At 76.5% G+C, this 16678-nt stretch carries 16 protein-coding genes; 13 read left to right on the top strand and 3 right to left on the bottom strand.

The genetic code is table 11. From position 1 onward, the window contains the following. Nucleotides 1-73: 73 nt before the first annotated feature. The gene (gene rpmB / locus BM414_RS13790) at nt 74-256 is read right to left on the bottom strand and encodes a 50S ribosomal protein L28 (protein WP_425432354.1); all 183 of its coding nucleotides are present in this window, start codon (nt 254-256) and stop codon (nt 74-76) included. A gap of 207 nt (nt 257-463) precedes the next feature. Here rpmB and BM414_RS13785 point away from each other — a divergent pair, with 207 nt between their 5' ends. The 12 genes from BM414_RS13785 (at nt 464) to smc (ending at nt 12807) form a co-directional block, all read left to right on the top strand. Further along, a complete protein-coding gene (locus tag BM414_RS13785) occupies nt 464-2056 on the top strand; it encodes a DAK2 domain-containing protein (RefSeq protein WP_093580010.1) in 1593 nt (530 codons plus the stop codon). 2 nt (nt 2057-2058) lie between these two features. Continuing rightward, the gene (gene recG, locus BM414_RS13780; protein WP_093580009.1) at nt 2059-4254 is read left to right on the top strand and encodes an ATP-dependent DNA helicase RecG; all 2196 of its coding nucleotides are present in this window, start codon (nt 2059-2061) and stop codon (nt 4252-4254) included. Continuing rightward, nucleotides 4251-4805, top strand: a complete 555-nt coding sequence (gene rsmD / locus BM414_RS13775; RefSeq protein WP_093580008.1) for a 16S rRNA (guanine(966)-N(2))-methyltransferase RsmD — start codon at nt 4251-4253, stop codon at nt 4803-4805. The genes recG and rsmD overlap by 4 nt, the downstream gene beginning before the upstream one ends. Continuing rightward, nucleotides 4802-5281, top strand: a complete 480-nt coding sequence (gene coaD / locus BM414_RS13770) for a pantetheine-phosphate adenylyltransferase (RefSeq protein WP_093580007.1) — start codon at nt 4802-4804, stop codon at nt 5279-5281. Before rsmD ends, coaD begins: the two co-directional genes overlap by 4 nt. Then, the gene (locus BM414_RS13765; protein WP_093580006.1) at nt 5278-5967 is read left to right on the top strand and encodes a hypothetical protein; all 690 of its coding nucleotides are present in this window, start codon (nt 5278-5280) and stop codon (nt 5965-5967) included. The genes coaD and BM414_RS13765 overlap by 4 nt, the downstream gene beginning before the upstream one ends. A 124-nt stretch (nt 5968-6091) precedes the next feature. After that, complete coding sequence (locus BM414_RS13760; RefSeq protein WP_093580005.1) at nt 6092-6715, top strand: YceD family protein; 624 nt, start codon at nt 6092-6094, stop codon at nt 6713-6715. Between the two features lie 2 nt (nt 6716-6717). Next, the gene (rpmF, locus tag BM414_RS13755) at nt 6718-6897 is read left to right on the top strand and encodes a 50S ribosomal protein L32 (protein ID WP_073421798.1); all 180 of its coding nucleotides are present in this window, start codon (nt 6718-6720) and stop codon (nt 6895-6897) included. 25 nt (nt 6898-6922) lie between these two features. After that, nucleotides 6923-7663: a ribonuclease III gene (gene rnc / locus BM414_RS13750; protein WP_093580004.1), complete on the top strand. Its 741-nt coding sequence runs from the start codon at nt 6923-6925 to the stop codon at nt 7661-7663. A 3-nt stretch (nt 7664-7666) separates the two neighbouring features. After that, nucleotides 7667-8542, top strand: coding sequence for a bifunctional DNA-formamidopyrimidine glycosylase/DNA-(apurinic or apyrimidinic site) lyase (mutM, locus tag BM414_RS13745; RefSeq protein WP_093580003.1), 876 nt, complete (start codon nt 7667-7669; stop codon nt 8540-8542). Beyond that, nucleotides 8539-8811, top strand: a complete 273-nt coding sequence (locus BM414_RS13740; protein ID WP_093580002.1) for an acylphosphatase — start codon at nt 8539-8541, stop codon at nt 8809-8811. The genes mutM and BM414_RS13740 overlap by 4 nt, the downstream gene beginning before the upstream one ends. 150 nt (nt 8812-8961) lie before the next feature. Continuing rightward, nucleotides 8962-9153 (top strand): hypothetical protein, encoded by a 192-nt coding sequence (locus BM414_RS13735; protein WP_093580001.1) that lies wholly within the window; start codon nt 8962-8964, stop codon nt 9151-9153. Nucleotides 9154-9213: 60 nt separating this feature from the next. Then, nucleotides 9214-12807 carry a chromosome segregation protein SMC gene (gene smc / locus BM414_RS13730; protein WP_093580000.1) on the top strand — a complete coding sequence of 1198 codons (3594 nt, stop codon included), beginning with the start codon at nt 9214-9216 and terminating at the stop codon, nt 12805-12807. A gap of 51 nt (nt 12808-12858) precedes the next feature. Here smc and BM414_RS13725 read toward each other — a convergent pair whose 3' ends face one another. Together BM414_RS13725 and BM414_RS13720 are read right to left on the bottom strand one after the other, a co-directional pair. After that, entirely contained in the window at nt 12859-13674 is an 816-nt protein-coding gene (locus BM414_RS13725) for an endonuclease/exonuclease/phosphatase family protein (RefSeq protein ID WP_093579999.1), read from the bottom strand. A gap of 12 nt (nt 13675-13686) precedes the next feature. Further along, a complete protein-coding gene (locus BM414_RS13720; RefSeq protein ID WP_093579998.1) occupies nt 13687-15381 on the bottom strand; it encodes an alkaline phosphatase D family protein in 1695 nt (564 codons plus the stop codon). Between the two features lie 70 nt (nt 15382-15451). On the opposite strand from BM414_RS13720, the gene ftsY reads away from it, so the two are divergent. After that, nucleotides 15452-16672 carry a signal recognition particle-docking protein FtsY gene (gene ftsY / locus BM414_RS13715; protein ID WP_093579997.1) on the top strand — a complete coding sequence of 407 codons (1221 nt, stop codon included), beginning with the start codon at nt 15452-15454 and terminating at the stop codon, nt 16670-16672. Nucleotides 16673-16678: the final 6 nt, after the last annotated feature.

Here is a 16678-nt window from a genome sequence, read left to right as displayed (position 1 = left end):
AGGTCGTCGACCTCCGGGGTCCGCCCGGCCGGAGCCGGGGCGTGCTCAGGGGCGGGGGTGCCGCCCGCGCCGACTATGCGCGGACGACCTTGCCCGCACGGATGCAGGAGGTGCAGGCGTTGATGCGGCGGCGGTTGCCGGGGGCGACCAGCGCCTTCACCGACTGGATGTTCGGGTTCCAACGGCGCGGCGTGCGGCGGTGCGAGTGCGACACCGACATACCGAAACCGGGCCCCTTGCCACAGACATCGCACACGGCAGCCACGGTGGATCACTCCCAGAAGAATCGTTTGCAGGCGGCGGCGCACGGGCGGCCACCGGAAGACCGTCGACCAGTCTAACCGCTCGCCCGGGCGACCGTCGCCGAGGTCGCCTCGGCGGCGGGACCCGTCCCTCCCACCACCACCGGGCCCGTCCCTTCCACCCGACCGGGCCCGTCGGTTCCCGCGGGTACCCTCCGGCCGTGCTGCAGGCGCTGGACGACGCCGCGGTCGGCCAGTGGTGCCGCGCCGCGGTCACGGCGCTGTCCGGAGCCCGTGGCCGCCTCGACGACCTCAACGTCTTCCCCGTGCCCGACGGCGACACCGGCACCAACCTGCTGCTCACCGCGCAGGCCGCCGTCGCCGCCCTCGACGCGTCGGAGGGGGAGCCGGCCTGGACCGCCCTGACCCGGGGCGCCGTCCTCGGGGCCCGCGGCAACAGCGGCACGATCCTCGCCCAGCTCCTGCGCGGTCTGTCCGACCAGCTGGCCGGGGACGAGCCCGCGGACGGTCCCGGCCTGGCCGCGGCGCTGCAGAAGGCCGCCGACACCGCCTACTCCGCGGTCGCCGACCCGGAGGAGGGGACGCTGCTCACCGTCGCCCGCGCCGGTGCCGAGGCCGCCGTCGCCGCCGTCGACCAGGGGCGCACCGCGCTGGCCGACGTCGTCACCGCCGCGGCCGACGGTGCCCGCACCGCCCTGGAGGCCACGCCCGGCCAGCTCGACGCGCTGCGCGCCGCCGGCGTGGTCGATGCCGGCGGCGCCGGCTTCTGCGTGGTCCTCGACGCCCTCGTGGCGACCGTCACCGGCGTCGAGCCGGCCCGCCCGCCGCTCGTGCCGCGCCGGACCCGCCCGGCCGACCCCGCGGCCGTGCCGCACCAGCCACCGCCCGGGCCGGGCAGCGAGGTGCAGTACCTGCTCGCCGACGCGGACGAGGCGTCCGTCGCGGTCCTGCACACCCGGCTGGCAGCCCTCGGCGACAGCCTCGTGGTGGTCGGCGTCGACACCCCGGCCGGCCGCCAGTGGAACGTCCACGTGCACACCAACGACGTCGGCGGCGCCATCGAGGCCGGCATCGAGGCCGGCCGGCCGCACTCCATCGCGGTGACCCCGCTGGCGCCGGTCCGCCCGGCCGCCCCGGTGCGCGGGCGGCGCGCCGTCGTCGCGGTCGTCCCGGGCGAGGGCCTGGCGCAGCTGTTCTCCGGCGAGGGCGTGCGCGTGGTCCCCTGCGGTCCCGGCGGCGTCGACGAGGACGAGATCCTGGCCGAGATGGTGGCCTCGGGCGCCGGCGACGTCGTCGTGCTGCCCAACGACCCCGCGCTGACGCCCGTGGCCGCCCGCGCCGCCGACCGTGCCCGCGAGGCCGGCCGCGACGTCGCCGTGGTCCCCACCCGCTCACCCGTGCAGGGCCTGGCCGCCATCGCCGTCGCCGACCCCGCCCGCCGGTTCGGCGACGACGTCATCGCCATGGCCGAGGCCGCCGCCGCGACCCGCTGGGCCGAGGTCACCGTCGCCGGGCAGGACGCGCTCACCAGCGCCGGCCCGTGCCGCGCGGGCGACGCCCTGGGCGCGGCGGAGGGCGACGTCGTGGTGGTGGGGCGGGCCCTCGCGGCGGTGGCCTGCGAGCTGCTCGACCGGCTGCTGTCGGCAGGCGGTGAGATGGCCACGCTCGTCGTCGGTCCCGATGCCGCGCTGGGCGACGCGGTCTGCGTGCACCTGGCGGCCGCCCACCCGACCGTCGAGGTGGTCCGGTACGACGCCGGTGCGGTGATCCCGCTGCAGGTGGGGGTGGAGTAGGCGTGGCGGTGACCCTCGACACCGACCTGGCGCGCGTGCTCGGCGCCAAGACGGCCAAGGCGATGGCCGAGTCCCTCGAACTGCGCACCGTCCGCGACCTGCTGCGCCACTACCCGCGCCGCTACGCCACGCGCGGCGAGATGACCCGGCTCGACGACCTGCAGGTCGGCGACCGGGTCACCGTGCTCGCGCAGGTCCGCCGGGTGGTCAGCCGCAAGATGCGCAGCCGGCCGGGGACGCTCACCGAGGTCACCGTCGGCGACGGTGCCGGGGAGATGCAGCTGGTCTTCTTCAACCGCAGGCACGGCCAGCTCCAGCAGGGCGCCTGGGGGCTGTTCGCCGGCACCGTCGGCCAGTACCGGAACAGCAAGCAGTTCGCCCACCCGGACTTCCACCTCATCACCGGTGACGACGACGAGGACTGGGCCCGCGCGCTCATCCCGATCTACCCGGCGAGCAAGGACGTCTCGAGCTGGGTGATCCAGAAGTCGATCCGCCTGCTGCTCGACGCCTCCGGCGGCTTCGGCTTCGTCGAGGACCCGCTGCCCCAGGACCTGCGGACCCGCCACGGCCTGCTCAGCCTGCCCGCGGCCCTCCTCGACGTCCACCGGCCCACCACCGCCGACGACGTCGAGCGCGCCGGGGAGCGGCTCAAGTGGGACGAGGCGCTGATCCTGCAGCTGGTGCTCGCCGCCCGCCGCCGCGCCGCCGCCCTGGAGCCCGGCACCGCCCGCCCGCGCAGCAGCGGGGGCCTGCTCGACGCCGTCGACGCCGCGCTGCCCTTCTCGCTGACCGAGGGCCAGCAGGCGGTGGGGGAGGAGCTCGCCGCCGAGCTCTCCCGGGACCACCCCATGCACCGGCTGCTGCAGGGCGAGGTCGGCTCGGGCAAGACCGTCGTCGCGCTGCGGGCCATGGCGCAGGTCGTCGACGCGGGTGGCCAGGCCGCGCTGCTCGCGCCCACCGAGGTGCTCGCCGCGCAGCACGCCCGGAGCATCTCCGCGATGCTCGGCCCGCTCGCCCGCGCCGGGGAGCTCGACGGCGACCCCGCCGGCACGAAGGTCGTGCTGCTCACCGGCTCGCTCAAGGCCGCCGCCCGCCGGGCCGCGCGTGCCGCGGTGGCCGACGGCAGCGCCGGCATCGTCGTCGGCACCCACGCGCTGCTGCAGGAGGGCGTCGACTTCGCCGACCTCGGCCTGGTCGTCGTCGACGAGCAGCACCGCTTCGGCGTCGAGCAGCGCGACGCCCTGCGCGCCAAGGGCAACCGCCCGCCGCACGTGCTGGTCATGACCGCCACGCCCATCCCGCGCACGGTCGCGATGACCGTCTACGGCGACCTGGAGACCTCCGTGCTGCGCCAGCTGCCCAGCGGCCGCGGCGGCGTGGCCAGCTCGGTGGTGCCGGTCAGCGACAGGCCCGCCTGGCTCGGCCGCGCCTGGGAACGGCTGCGGGAGGAGGTCGCCGCCGGCCGGCAGGCCTACGTCGTCTGCCCGCGGATCGGCGACGACGACACCGGCACCGCCGACACCGACGCCCCCGAGGACGCCGACGGAGCACCGGAGAAGGGCGCGGGCGAGGACGAGCGGCGCCCACCGCTGGCGGTCCTCGACGTCGCCGAGGCGCTGCGCGAGGGCCCGCTGGCGGGGCTGCGCATCGACGTCCTGCACGGCCGGCTCACGCCCGAGGACAAGGAGGCGCGCATGCGGGCCTTCGCGTCCGGCGAGACGCAGGTGCTCGTCGCGACGACGGTCGTCGAGGTCGGCGTCGACGTGCCCAACGCCACCGTCATGGTCGTCATGGACGCCGACCGCTTCGGTGTCAGCCAGCTGCACCAGCTGCGCGGCCGGGTCGCCCGCGGCAGGCACCGGGGCCTGTTCCTGCTGGTCACCGAGGCCCGCGAGACGACGGCGACCGGGCAGCGGCTGGCCGCCGTCGCCGGCACCTCCGACGGCTTCGAGCTGGCCCGCCTCGACCTCGAGACCCGCCGCGAGGGCGACGTCCTCGGCGCCGCTCAGTCCGGCAAGCGCTCGACGCTGCGGCTGCTGTCCCTGCTCGAGGACGAGGAGCTCATCGCCACCGCCCGCGCCGAGGCGACCGAGCTGCTCGCCACGCGTGGCGGGCTGGCCGACCACCCGGGCCTGGCCGCCGAGGTCGCCGCACTGGCCACCGACGAGCGCGCGACCTACCTCGAGAAGGCATGACACGCCTGATCTCCGGCCTCGCCCGGGGACGGCGGCTGACGGTGCCGCCCAGCGGGGTGCGGCCCACCGGCGACCGCGCCCGCGAGGGCCTGTTCAACAGCCTCGGCAGCCTGCTCGACCTCGACGGCGCCCGCGTGCTGGACCTCTACGCCGGCTCCGGGGCGCTCGGCCTCGAGGCGCTGTCCCGCGGCGCCGCGGAGGTCGTGCTCGTCGAGAACGGCCCCCGGGTGCTGCCGGTGCTGCGCGCCAACGTCGCCGCCGTCGGCCTCCCGGGCGCGCGCGTGGTCCCGGGGTCGGTGCCCACCGTCGTCGGCGGCGCGCCGCCGGCCCGCTTCGACCTCGTGCTCGCCGACCCGCCCTACGCCGTCCCCGCCGAGGATGTGCGCGGCCTGCTCGCCGCGCTGGTCACGGGCGGGTGGCTCGCGCCGGACGCGGTCGTCGTCGTCGAGCGGTCCTCCCGCGAGGAGCCCTTCGAGTGGCCGACACCCCTGACCGGGATCCGCGACCGCCGCTACGGAGAGGCCCTGCTCCGGTACGGTCGCGTCCCGTGAGGCGAGCGGTGTGTCCCGGGTCGTTCGACCCGGTGACCAACGGCCACGTCGACGTGATCGCCCGGGCCGCCGCGCTCTACGACGAGCTCGTGGTCGCCGTGCTGGTCAACCCCGGCAAGGCGGGGCTGTTCGCCGTCGACGAGCGGATGGAGCTGCTGGGCGAGGCGGTCGCCGACCTGCCGAACGTCGTCGTCGACAGCTTCAGCGGCCTGCTGGTCGACTACTGCCGCAGCCACGACATCCCGGTGGTGGTCAAGGGCCTGCGCGCCGTCGGCGACTTCGAGTACGAGTTGCAGATGGCGCAGATGAACCGCGAGCTGGCCGGCGTCGAGACCCTCTTCGTGCCCACCGCGCCGCAGGTCGGGCACCTGTCCTCCAGCCTGGTCAAGCAGATCGCGACCTTCGGCGGCGACGTCTCCCGGCTGGTGCCGAAGGGCGTCCTCGACCGGCTCCTGGCCAAGCGGGCCGAGTCGTGACGGAGGTCGTCTACCGGCTCTACGAGACCGTCGACGAGCTCAGCCGGGTCATCGAGAACGCGCGCAGCGTGCCGATGTCGGGCTCGTGCATGGTGCCGCGCGACCACCTGCTCGACCTGCTCGACGACCTGCGGGAGAACCTGCCCGCCGAGGTGCACGCCGCCGGTGCGATCGTCGAGCAGCGCACCGAGATCCTCGAGCAGGCGCAGGCCGAGGCCGAGCAGCTCACCGGCCGCACCCGCGAGGAGGCCGACCGGCTGGTCGCCTCCGCCCGCCGCCAGCGCGAGGAGGTCCTCGGCACCGCCCGGCGACAGCGCGACGAGCTCCTCGCCCGCGCCCAGGCCGAGGCCGAGGCCGTGCTGGCCCAGGCCGAGGCGGAGGCCGAGGCGCTGCTCGCCGAGGCGCAGGCCCACCACGCGGCGGTGCTGGCCGACGCCCAGGCGCAGCAGGCCGAGATCATCGCCGCCGCGCAGCTCGAGCACGAGCGCCTGGTCACCGAGACCGAGGTCTACCGCGGCGCGGTCAGCCGCTCCGACGAGCTGGGCGCGCAGACCGTCGCCGAGGTCAACCGGATGCGGGCGGAGGTCGACGAGTACGTCGACACCCGGCTGGCCGACTTCGGCACCACCCTCGAGCGGATGCTGCGCTCGGTCGAGAAGGCCCGCGAGACCCTCCGCGAGCCGTGAGCCGCGGGAGGTCCCCTGCGGCCGGCCGGTCCTGCTGGGGGATCGGGTAGTCTCGGTTGCTGGTCCGACCGCCGGTGTTCGACCCCGGCCGGATCCCCTCCCACTGACGACCGCGAGTACCGACATGCCTGCCGCACCTGCTGATCGCCCAGGCGCCGCGTCCACCGACGCCCGGCGCCCCGGTGCCAACCCCTGGACCGTCGAGCTGCGCGAGCTCGGCCGCCGTGCCGGCTCGATGCAGGAGCTCGACCGCACCCTGCCCGCGCCCGGTGGGTGGCGGCTCGAGCTCGTCGGGGTGCCCGAGGGCGCGCCGGTCCACCTGCGGCTGCGCCTGGAGTCGGTCATGGAGGGCGTGCTCGTCTCCGGCGAGATCGCGGCCCCCGTCGAGGGGCAGTGCGCCCGCTGCCTGGACCCGGTCGAGGACACCCTCGAGCTCGACGTCCAGGAGCTCTACGCCTATCCGGGCAGCACCACCGAGGCCACCAGCGAGGAGGACGAGGTCCGTCTCGTCGAGGGCGAGCGCATCGACCTCGAGCCGATGGTCCGCGACACCGTCGTCCTCGCCCTGCCCCTCTCGCCCACCTGCACCGAGGACTGCGCCGGCCTGTGCTCCGGCTGCGGCCAGCGCCTCGACGACCTGCCGGACGACCACTCCCACGAGCTGGTCGACCCCCGCTGGGCCGGCCTCGCCGGCCGTTTCACCACCGGAGCGGTCACCGACCGTCCGGGCGACCCTGAGGAGAACTGACCGTGGCCGTCCCGAAGCGGAAGATGTCCCGCGCCAACACCCGCGCACGCCGGTCGCAGTGGAAGGCGAGCGCCCCCACGCTCTCGCCGTGCCCGAACCGCGCCTGCGGCCAGCTCAAGCCGCCGCACCAGGCCTGCCCGAACTGTGGCCAGCACGCCGGCCGCCAGGTCCTCTCGGTCTGACCCGGCCCTGAGCCGGCTCCCCGAGGTGGGCAGCGCCCACGACGACCGTGCAGCCGCCTGGCTGCTCGACGCCCTCGGCGTCGAGCTGCCCGGCGGCCTGCTGTCGTTGGCATTGACCCACCGCTCCTACGCCTACGAGAACGGCGGGCTGCCCACCAACGAGCGCCTGGAGTTCCTGGGCGACGCGGTGCTCGGCCTGGTCGTCACCGACGAGCTCTACCGCAGCCAGCCCGGCCTCCCCGAGGGCCGGCTGGCCAAGCTGCGCGCCTCGGTGGTCAACATGACCTCGCTGGCCGGGGTCGCCCGGCGGCTGGGTGACGGGGGGCTCGGCCCGCACCTGCTGCTCGGCCGGGGCGAGGAGACCACCGGCGGCCGGGAGAAGGACTCGATCCTCGCCGACGCCCTCGAGGCGCTGATCGGCGCGTGCCACCTGGGTCTGGGCCTGGAGGCGGCCGGCGCGATCGTGCACCGCCTGTTCGACCCGCTCCTGGTGGAGTCCGCCACCCGCGGCGCCGGCCTGGACTGGAAGACCAGCCTCCAGGAGCTCGGCGCCGCCCACGGCCTGGGTGCTCCCGTCTACGACGTCACCGACGAGGGCCCGCCGCACGCCAAGACGTTCACCGCGGCCGTCTCGCTGGCCGGCGTCGTGCGCGGCCGCGGCACCGGGCGCACGAAGAAGGCCGCCGAGCAGGAGGCCGCCGAGGCCGCGTGGCGCGCCGTCAGTGCCGACGGACCGCCTGTCGGCGGACCACCCGCCCGGGACTGAGCCGTGCCCGAGCTGCCCGAGGTCGAGGTGGTGCGGCGGGGCCTGGAGCGCTGGGTCGCCGGGCGCACCGTGGCCGCCGTCGAGGTGCACCACCCGCGCGCGGTCCGCCGGCACCTGGAGGGCGCCGAGCACTTCGTCGCCGCGCTGACCGGCCGCACGTTCAGCGCCGCGCACCGGCGCGGCAAGTACCTGTGGCTGCCCACGGTCGAGGCCGACGGGACGCCCGCCGGCCGGGCGATGGTCGCCCACCTCGGCATGAGCGGGCAGCTCCTGGTGGAGAAGCCCGCCCAGCCCGACGAGACCCACCTGCGCGCCCGGTTCACCTTCACCGACGGCGGCCGCGAGCTGCGCTTCGTCGACCAGCGGACGTTCGGCGGGCTCGCCGTGGAGGACGCCGACGGCGAGCGCATCCCGCAGCGCCTGGCGCACATCGCCATCGACCCGCTGGACCCCTCCTTCGACGAGGCGGCCTTCAGCGCGGCGCTGCGCCGGCGGAAGACGGAGGTCAAGCGGGCGCTGCTGGACCAGACGCTGATCGGCGGCGTGGGCAACATCTACGCCGACGAGTCGCTGTGGCGGGCCCGCCTGCACGGCACCCGGCCCACCGACCGGCTCACCCGCGCCCAGGTCGCCGACCTGCTCGACGGCGTGCGCAGCGTGCTCGGCGAGGCGCTGGCCCAGGGCGGGACCTCGTTCGACTCGCTCTACGTCGACGTCAACGGCCAGAGCGGCTACTTCTCCCGCTTCCTCGCCGTCTACGGCCAGGTCGACCGGCCCTGCCCGCGCTGCGGGACGCCGATCGTCCGGGAGTCGTTCATGAACCGGTCGAGCTACAGCTGCCCGCAGTGCCAGCCCCGCCCGAGGAGCCGCAGGTCGTGAGCGGGGTCCGGGTGCACGTGCTGGTCTCCGGGCACGTACAGGGCGTCGGCTACCGGTGGTTCGTCCGCGGCCTGGCCACCGACGCCGGGCTGTCGGGGTCCGCGCGCAACCTGCCCGACGGCCGCGTCGAGGTCGAGCTCGAGGGACCGGCCGACGACGTCCGCGCCGTCGTCGCGGCGCTGGACGGCCCGGGCGCTCCCGGCCGGGTGACCGGCGTGGTGCAGGAGGACCGCCCGGTGCAGGGGTCGCAGGGCTTCACCACCGCGTGACGAAGACGACATCCCCCTGACACGGCGACGCCCTGCTCCTGCCGTTGACCAGCGTGTCCAGGGGTGTCACCCTGGGAGCACCGAGCCCGCGCCGACCGACTCCCGGGGCGGCGGGCACCCCCTCTCGCTGTCTGAAAGGCCCTTCTCGCCATGGCCAAGGCCCTCTTCGGTTCCGTCGTATCGCCCGCGGAGCTCCGCGTGATGGACGAGAACGCGGCCCTGCGCGCCAAGGTGCGCCGCCTGGAGCAGGAGCTGACCGAGCTGCGGGCCCAGCGCGACGCCGTCATCGCCCACGAGCTGCTGAGCCTGACCCGCGACAAGGCCGAGCCCGCGCTGGCCTGAGAGCCCTCCCGCACCACCCGTCCCCGGCCACCTGAGCCGGCGGACTAGGCTGCCGCTCCCGTGCACCTGTCGAGCCTGACGCTCAAGGGCTTCAAGTCCTTCGCGTCCCCGACGACGCTCCGTCTGGAGCCGGGCATCACCGCCGTCGTCGGCCCCAACGGCTCGGGCAAGTCCAACGTCGTCGACGCCATCGCCTGGGTCCTCGGCGAGCAGGGCGCCAAGTCGCTGCGCGGCGGCAAGATGGAGGACGTCATCTTCGCCGGCACCGCCGGCCGCCCGGCTCTCGGCCGGGCCGAGGTGACGCTCACCGTCGACAACGCCGACGGCGCGCTGCCGATCGACTACACCGAGGTCTCGGTCACCCGCCGGATGTACCGCTCCGGCGAGAGCGAGTACGAGATCAACGGCGACAAGGTGCGCCTGCTCGACGTGCAGGAGCTGCTCAGCGACGCCGGCATCGGCCGCGAGATGCACGTCATCGTCGGCCAGGGCCAGCTCGACGCCGTCCTGTCCGGCCGGCCCGAGGACCGCCGCGCCTTCGTCGAGGAGGCCGCCGGCGTCCTCAAGCACCGCAAGCGCAAGGAGAAGGCGCTCCGCAAGCTCGACGCGATGCAGGCCAACCTTGACCGGCTGGCCGACCTCACCGCGGAGCTGCGCCGACAGCTCAAGCCGCTGGGCCGCCAGGCGGAGGTCGCCCGCCGCGCCGCGGGCGTGCAGGCCGAGCTGCGCGACGCCCGCCTCCGGCTGCTCGCCGACGACCTGGTCGCGTTGCGCGACGCGCTGGCCAAGGACGTCGCCGACGAGACCGCCGCCCGCGAGCGGCGCGCCGTCGTCGAGGCGGAGCTGGCCGGGGTCTCGCGGCGGGAGAACGCGCTGGAGACGGCCCTGGCCGCCGACGCGCCACGGCTGGGTGCCGCGCAGGACACCTGGTACCGCCTGTCGGCGCTGACCGAGCGGTTCCGCGGCATCGCCCAGCTGGCTGCCGAGCGCCAGCGCCACCTCGTCGCCGTCGCGCCCGCCGCTCCCGGCGGCCGCGACCCCGAGCAGCTCGAGGCCGAGGCCGACCGGATCGCCGCGACCGAGGCCGAGCTCGCCGCCGGGCTGGAGGCCGAGCGCGGCCGGCTGGCCACCGCCGTCGCCGCCCGCGCCGGGCTCGAGGAGGCGCTGGCCGCCGAGGAGCGCGCCTGGGTGGCCGCCACCCGCGCCCTGGCCGACCGCCGCGAGGGGCTGGCCCGGCTGTCGGGGAAGGTCGCGGCCGGGCGCTCCCGGGCCGCCGCCGGGCAGGCCGAGGCCGAGCGGCTGGCGCAGGCCGCCGCGGAGGCCGCCGCGCGGGCCGAGGCGGCCGAGGACCGGCTGGCCGGCCGGCGGGCCACCGTCGCCGACGCCGACGACGAGGACGTCGCGCTGGTCACCGCGCACGCCGACGCCGTCGCCGCGCACGCCGCGGCCGCGCGCACGGTCACCGAGCTCGCCGACGCCGAGCGGACCGCCGAGCGCGACCGTGCCTCGTGGGCCGCCCGCCGCGACACCCTCGCGCAGGGCCTGGCCCCCGTCGACGGCGCCGCGGCGGTGGTGTCCGCGGGTGCGTCCGGCGGGCTGGCCGGCGTCCTCGGGCCGGTCGCCGAGCGGATCACCGTGGCACCGGGCGCCGAGGTGGCGCTGGCGGCGGCCCTGGGCGGGCTGGCCGAGGCGGTCGCCGTCGCCGGGGTCACCGGCGCCGTCGACGCGCTCGCGCACCTCCGCGACGTCGGCGGTGGCCGCGCCGCGCTGCTGGTCGCCGGGGGGTCGGAGCCGCTGCCGCGCGAGGGCCGGCCGGTGCTGCCGGAGGGCCTGCGCTGGGCCCTCGACCTCGTCGAGGCCCCGGAGGAGCTGTGGCCGGCGCTGGCGCGGGCGCTGGACCGCGTGGCCGTCGTCCCGACCCTGGGGGCGGCCGCCGCGCTGGTCACCGCCCACCCCTCCGTCCGCGCGGTGACCGCCGACGGCGACCTCGTGGGTGCCGACCAGGCCACCGGCGGCGCCACCGACGCCCCCTCCGGCCTGGAGGTCCGTGCCCGCGTCGAGGAGGCCGGGCGCGAGCTCGCCGGGGCCAGCAGCCGCGCCGCCGACCTCGCCGACCGGCTCGCGGCCGCCCGCGAGACCGCGCGCGGGCGCTCGGCCGACGTCGAGACGGCGCTGGCCGCCCGCCAGGCCGCCGACCGCAGCCGCTCGAAGCTGGCCACCGAGCTCGCCGAGCTCGGTGCCGCGGCCCGCTCGGCCGCGGCCGAGGCGGAGCGCACGGCCGCCGCACGGCGCCGGGCCGAGCGCGCGCTGGAGGAGTCGCAGGCGGCCTTGGCCGAGCTCGACGCCCGGCTCGCCGAGGCCGAGGCCGCGCCGGTCGAGCAGGAGCCCTCCTCCGAGCAGCGCGACCGGCTGCGGCTGGAGGTGGCCGCGGCCCGGCAGGCCGAGACCGAGGCCCGGCTGGCGGTGCGGACGGCGGAGGAGCGGGCCCGCGCGCTGTCCGGGCGGGCCGAGGCGCTGCGCCGGCAGGCCCGTCAGGAGCGCGCCGCCCGCGAGCGTGCGGCCGCCGCCCGGCTGGCCCGCCGCCGGGGCGCGGAGGTCGCCGCCCGGGTGCGCGCCGGCGCCGACGAGGCGCTGACCGCGCTGGCGGGATCGCTGGACCGGGCCGCCGCCGAGCGCGACGAGCTGGCCCGCCGGCGCACCGCCCGCGAGGCCGAGCTGCTCGACGTCCGCACCCGGGTCCGCGCCGCGACCGCCGAGCTCGAGCGGCTCACCGACGAGGTGCACCGCGACGAGGTCGCCCGCGCCGAGCAGCGGCTGCGCATCGAGGCGCTGGAGGAGCGGGCGGCCGAGGAGTTCGGCGTCGACCTGCCCACGCTGGTCGCGGAGTACGGGCCGGCCGCGCCGGTGCCGCCGACGCCGGCGCGGCTGGCCGCCGCCGAGGCCGCGGGGGAGCCCGAGCCCGCCCCGCTGCCCTACGACCGCGCCGCCCAGGAGCGCCGTGCGGCCCGCGCCGAGCGCGACCTCACCACGCTCGGCAAGGTCAACCCGCTGGCGCTGGAGGAGTTCGCGGCGCTGGAGGAGCGGCACGCCTTCCTCGCCACGCAGCTCGAGGACCTCAAGGCCACCCGCCGGGACCTGCTGACCGTCGTCCGCGAGGTCGACGGGCGCATCCACGACGTCTTCGCCGCCGCGTTCGCCGACGTCGCGCGCGAGTTCGAGGGCGTCTTCGCCACGCTGTTCCCCGGCGGTCAGGGGCGGCTGGTGCTCACCGACCCCGAGGACATGCTCACCACCGGCGTGGAGATCGAGGCCCGCCCGCCGGGCAAGAAGGTCAAGCGGCTCTCGCTGCTGTCCGGCGGCGAGCGCTCGCTGACCGCCGTCGCGCTGCTGGTGGCGATCTTCCGGGCGCGGCCCTCGCCGTTCTACGTGCTCGACGAGGTCGAGGCCGCCCTCGACGACGTCAACCTCGGCCGGCTGCTCACCCTCGTGGAGCAGCTCCGGGCGACGTCGCAGCTGATCGTCATCACCCACCAGAAGCGGACGATGGAGATCGCCGACGCCCTCTACGGCGTGAGCATGCGCGGCGACGGCATCACCGGCGTCATCAGCCAGCGCCTCCGCGACGCCGACACAGCAGACGCCGACACGGCATAGGAAGCGATCCGCACGTCCTCGAGCCCAGGACGTGCGGATCGCTTCCCATGCCTAGACGCCGGAGGGGACCAGCAGGTCGACGGCGAGCGGGAGGTGGTCGGAGGCGCCGGCGCCGTCGAGCACGCGCGCGCCGGCCACCCGGATGCCCCGGGTCACCCATACCTGGTCGATGCGCACGTGCGGGGCGTGCGCCGGGTGCGTGAGGCCCTCCTGGCGCTGCCAGAACCGCCAGCGCGCCTGGTCGTCACGGTCGGGCGCCATCTCCCAGGCGTCGGAGAACCCCTCGCGCAGCGCGGCGAGCTCCGGTGCGTCGGGGGCGGCGTTCAGGTCGCCGACCACCACGCCGGTCGCCATCGGGTCGTCGTACAGCCCGCGCAGGAGGGCGACCTGCTCGGCGCGCTCGGCCGCCGACCGGGTCGTGAGGTGGGTGGTGGTCACCCACAGCGCACCGCCGTCGAGCTCGACCAGCGTGCGCAGCGCGCTGCGCGGCTCCCCGCTGCCGGGCAGCGGGTGGACGTCGCTGATGAGTATCGGCAGCCGGGACAGCAGCGCGTTGCCGTACTGACGGCGCGGCTGGTCACCGGGGCGCGGTTGGTCGATGGCCGGGCCCCAGGCCAGCTGCATGTCCAGCGCGCGCGAGAGCAGCAGGGCCTGGTCGACGTCCTCGCTGCGGTCGCCGAAGTGCCGGTCGACCTCCTGCAGGCAGATGACGTCGGCCTCGGCGGCGGCGAGCACCTTCGCCAGGCGGGGGAGGTCGTGCCGGCGGTCGTCGCCCACGCCGTGGTGGGTGTTGAAGGTGACCAGCCGCACCGGGATCGGCGGCTGGTCGGGACCGGGGGCCGGCTTGACGCCGTGGGGATCGGTCACCCGGTCAGCCTGTCATCCCGGGATGCCGGCCACCTCCGCCGGGACCGGATCGGTGAGCGGCAGGTCGAGCACCTGCTGCAGGGGCTCCCCGCCCTCGGGCCGGTGGTCGCTGACGTGCAGCACGAACCGGGCCTCCCGCCCGTCGAGGACCAGCTCGCCCACCTGGTTGCCGAAGTACGGCCCGGCCGCCTTCGCCCACTCGACCGAGGCCGGGCGCACGCGCGCCGCCCGCGCGATCGCGCCGGTGAACCGCCGCGCCCAGCGGCTCCACCCGATGCGGAAGCCGACCCGGATCGGGTGCGGCGCCTGGTTGTGCAGCGGCGAGACGGTGAGCTGGTGCACCCGCCCGGACAGCCCGCCGGGGGAGACCACCTCGGCCGCGTAGGCGTGGTGGACGTCGCCGGAGAGCACCACCGCCGTCGCCGGCGCCCGGCCGTGCTCCCCGCGGGCCACGGCCAGCAGCGCGGTGGCCAGCCGGTCGAAGGAGGCGCCGAAGGCCGCCCAGTGCTCGAGGTCGGCGGCCTGGCGCAGCTTCTCCGCGGCCCGCCCGAGCAGCCGGCCCTCGTGCCGGACGGCCAGCGCCTCGTCCCACCGCTCGATCGAGTCGATGGCGTGGGGGAGCAGCCAGGGCAGCGACGTGCCGACGAGCAGGTGGCTGACGCCGTCCTCGACCGCCTGGCGCATCTGGTCCTCGACCCAGGCGAACTCGACGTCGTCGACCATCCGCCGGTCCTGCTCCTCGAGCACCCGCCCGGCCCGGCTGTCGACCATCAGCAGCCGCGCGTCACCCCAGTGCCGCACGTAGCTCCAGCGCACCGTGTGCGGATCGCGGTCGGCGGCGAGTGCCATCTCCCGGAGCAGCGGCTCGGCGTCGGCGCCGTCGGGCAGCGCGCGCACCGCCTGCCACGTCGTGTTCTCCGCCAGCTCGGCGGGGGAGAGGTTGCCCAGGTGCTGGTAGACCCAGTAGCTGGCCAGCCCGCCGGCGATCCGGTCGTGCCACCAGTCGGTCGCGGTCACCTCGCGGCGCCAGGCGGCCGAGGTGTTCCAGTCGTCGATCATCTCGTGGTCGTCGAAGACCATCGACGACGGGATCGTCGACAGCAACCACCGGACCTGCGGGTCGTTCCAGGACTCCGCGTAGAGGCGGGTGTACTCCTCGAAGTCACGCGTCTGCGCGTCCTCGGGCACCGGCTCGCCCCGGCGCAGGCCCAGCCACCTGCGCGTCGCCGTGGTCAGCTCGTCGGCGTAGACCTGGTCTCCGAGCATCACCAGCGCGTCGGGCCACTGGTCCTCGGGCATGGCCGCCACCCGCTCGGCGTAGGCGTCCAGCGCGTCGGGCGGGATGCCCTCGTCGAGGTCGACGGTGCTCGGCGCGGCGTAGCGGCAGGAACCGAAGGCCAGCCGGAAGGGCCCCGGCCGCCCGGGCGTGCGGATCCGGCTCGGCGGGAACGGCGAGCTCTCCTCGGGCCACACGCGCGCGCCGTCGAGGCGCACCTCGTAAGGGGTCTCGCTGCCCGGTTCCAGCCCCTCGACGACGACGAGGGCGTAGTGGTGCCCGCCCGCGCGGAAGGTGCGCGCGGTCCGCCCGAGGACGTCGACGGCGCACGGGCGGTCGGTCTCCACCCACACGGTCGCCGACACTGGGTCGACGTGTCGCAGGAGCGGGCCGATCAGGAGGGTCGGGGTGTCCCCCTGGGGCAGCGGCATGCCGCCAGCCTGGCCCACCGACCCGGGTTCCGCCCAGAGCCCCCCGTGCGCGGACTGGGAGGATGGGCGCATGGAGTTCGTGCTGATCGCGATCGCGATCCTCCTCGTGGCCCTGGTCCTCGGGGTGAGCCTGCTGGTCGGCCGAGGCCGCCGCACCACACGCCTGGACGACGACGCGGTCTCGGGCACGACGCTCACCCGGCCGCGCCCCCCGGCAGCCCCGCCGGAGGAGGACCGGCCCGCGGGCGCCACCGCGTCCGGCCTGGGCCTGGCGCCGGTCGAGCCCGTCTCGCCGGAGGCGCCGCCCGCCGTCGACCTGCCGCCGGCCGAGCCCGAGCCGGGGCTGGCGTTCGAGACGCCGCCGCCGTCGGCCGGCCGGCTGGTGCGGCTGCGTTCCCGGCTGGCCCGCTCGCAGTCCTCGCTGGGCCGCGGCCTGCTCACCGTGCTCGCCCGCGAGCGGCTGACCGAGGACGACTGGGAGGAGGTCGAGGAGACGCTCCTGGCCGCCGACGTCGGCGTCGCGGCGACCACCCAGATCGTCGAGCGCCTGCGCACCCAGTCGATGGTGCTCGCCACCGGCTCGCCGGCCGACCTGCGCGCGCTGCTCGTCCGCGAGCTCACCGCCGTCCTCGGCCCCGACCTCGACCGCCGCCTGGGCACCGACCGGCGCGAGGGCAGGCCCGGCGTCGTCCTCGTCGTCGGCGTCAACGGCGCGGGCAAGACGACGACGGTCGGCAAGATCGCCCGCGTCCTCGTCGGAGACGGCAGGAGCGTCGTCCTCGGGGCCGCCGACACGTTCCGCGCCGCGGCCGCCGACCAGCTCGAGACCTGGGGCGAGCGGGTGGGCGTGCTCACCGTCCGCGGCCGCGAGGGCGCCGACCCCGCGTCCGTGGCCTTCGAGGCGGTGCGCACCGGGGTCGAGGCCGAGGTCGACACCGTCGTCGTCGACACCGCGGGCCGGCTGCACACCAAGTCCGGCCTCATGGACGAGCTCGGCAAGATCAAGCGGGTCGTGGAGAAGCAGAGCCCGGTCACCGAGGTGCTGCTCGTCCTCGACGCGACCACCGGCCAGAACGGCATCGTGCAGGCGCGGGTGTTCACCTCCGCCGTCGACGTCACCGGCGTGGTGCTCACCAAGCTCGACGGCACGGCCAAGGGCGGGATCGTCGTCTCGGTCCAGCGCGAGCTCGGCATCCCGGTGAAGCTGATCGGCCTGGGGGAGGGCGCCGACGACCTCGCGCCGTTCGAGCCGGAGGCCTTCGCCGAGGGACTGGTCGGCGGGGCCGACTAGCGCGCC

The sequence above is a fragment of the Geodermatophilus amargosae genome (genome assembly GCF_900116515.1).
In the GTDB taxonomy this organism is placed as follows: Bacteria; Actinomycetota; Actinomycetes; order Mycobacteriales; family Geodermatophilaceae; genus Geodermatophilus; species Geodermatophilus amargosae.
Note: the sequence above shows the minus strand (reverse complement) of the source record. Positions and strands in the feature narration are given on the sequence as shown.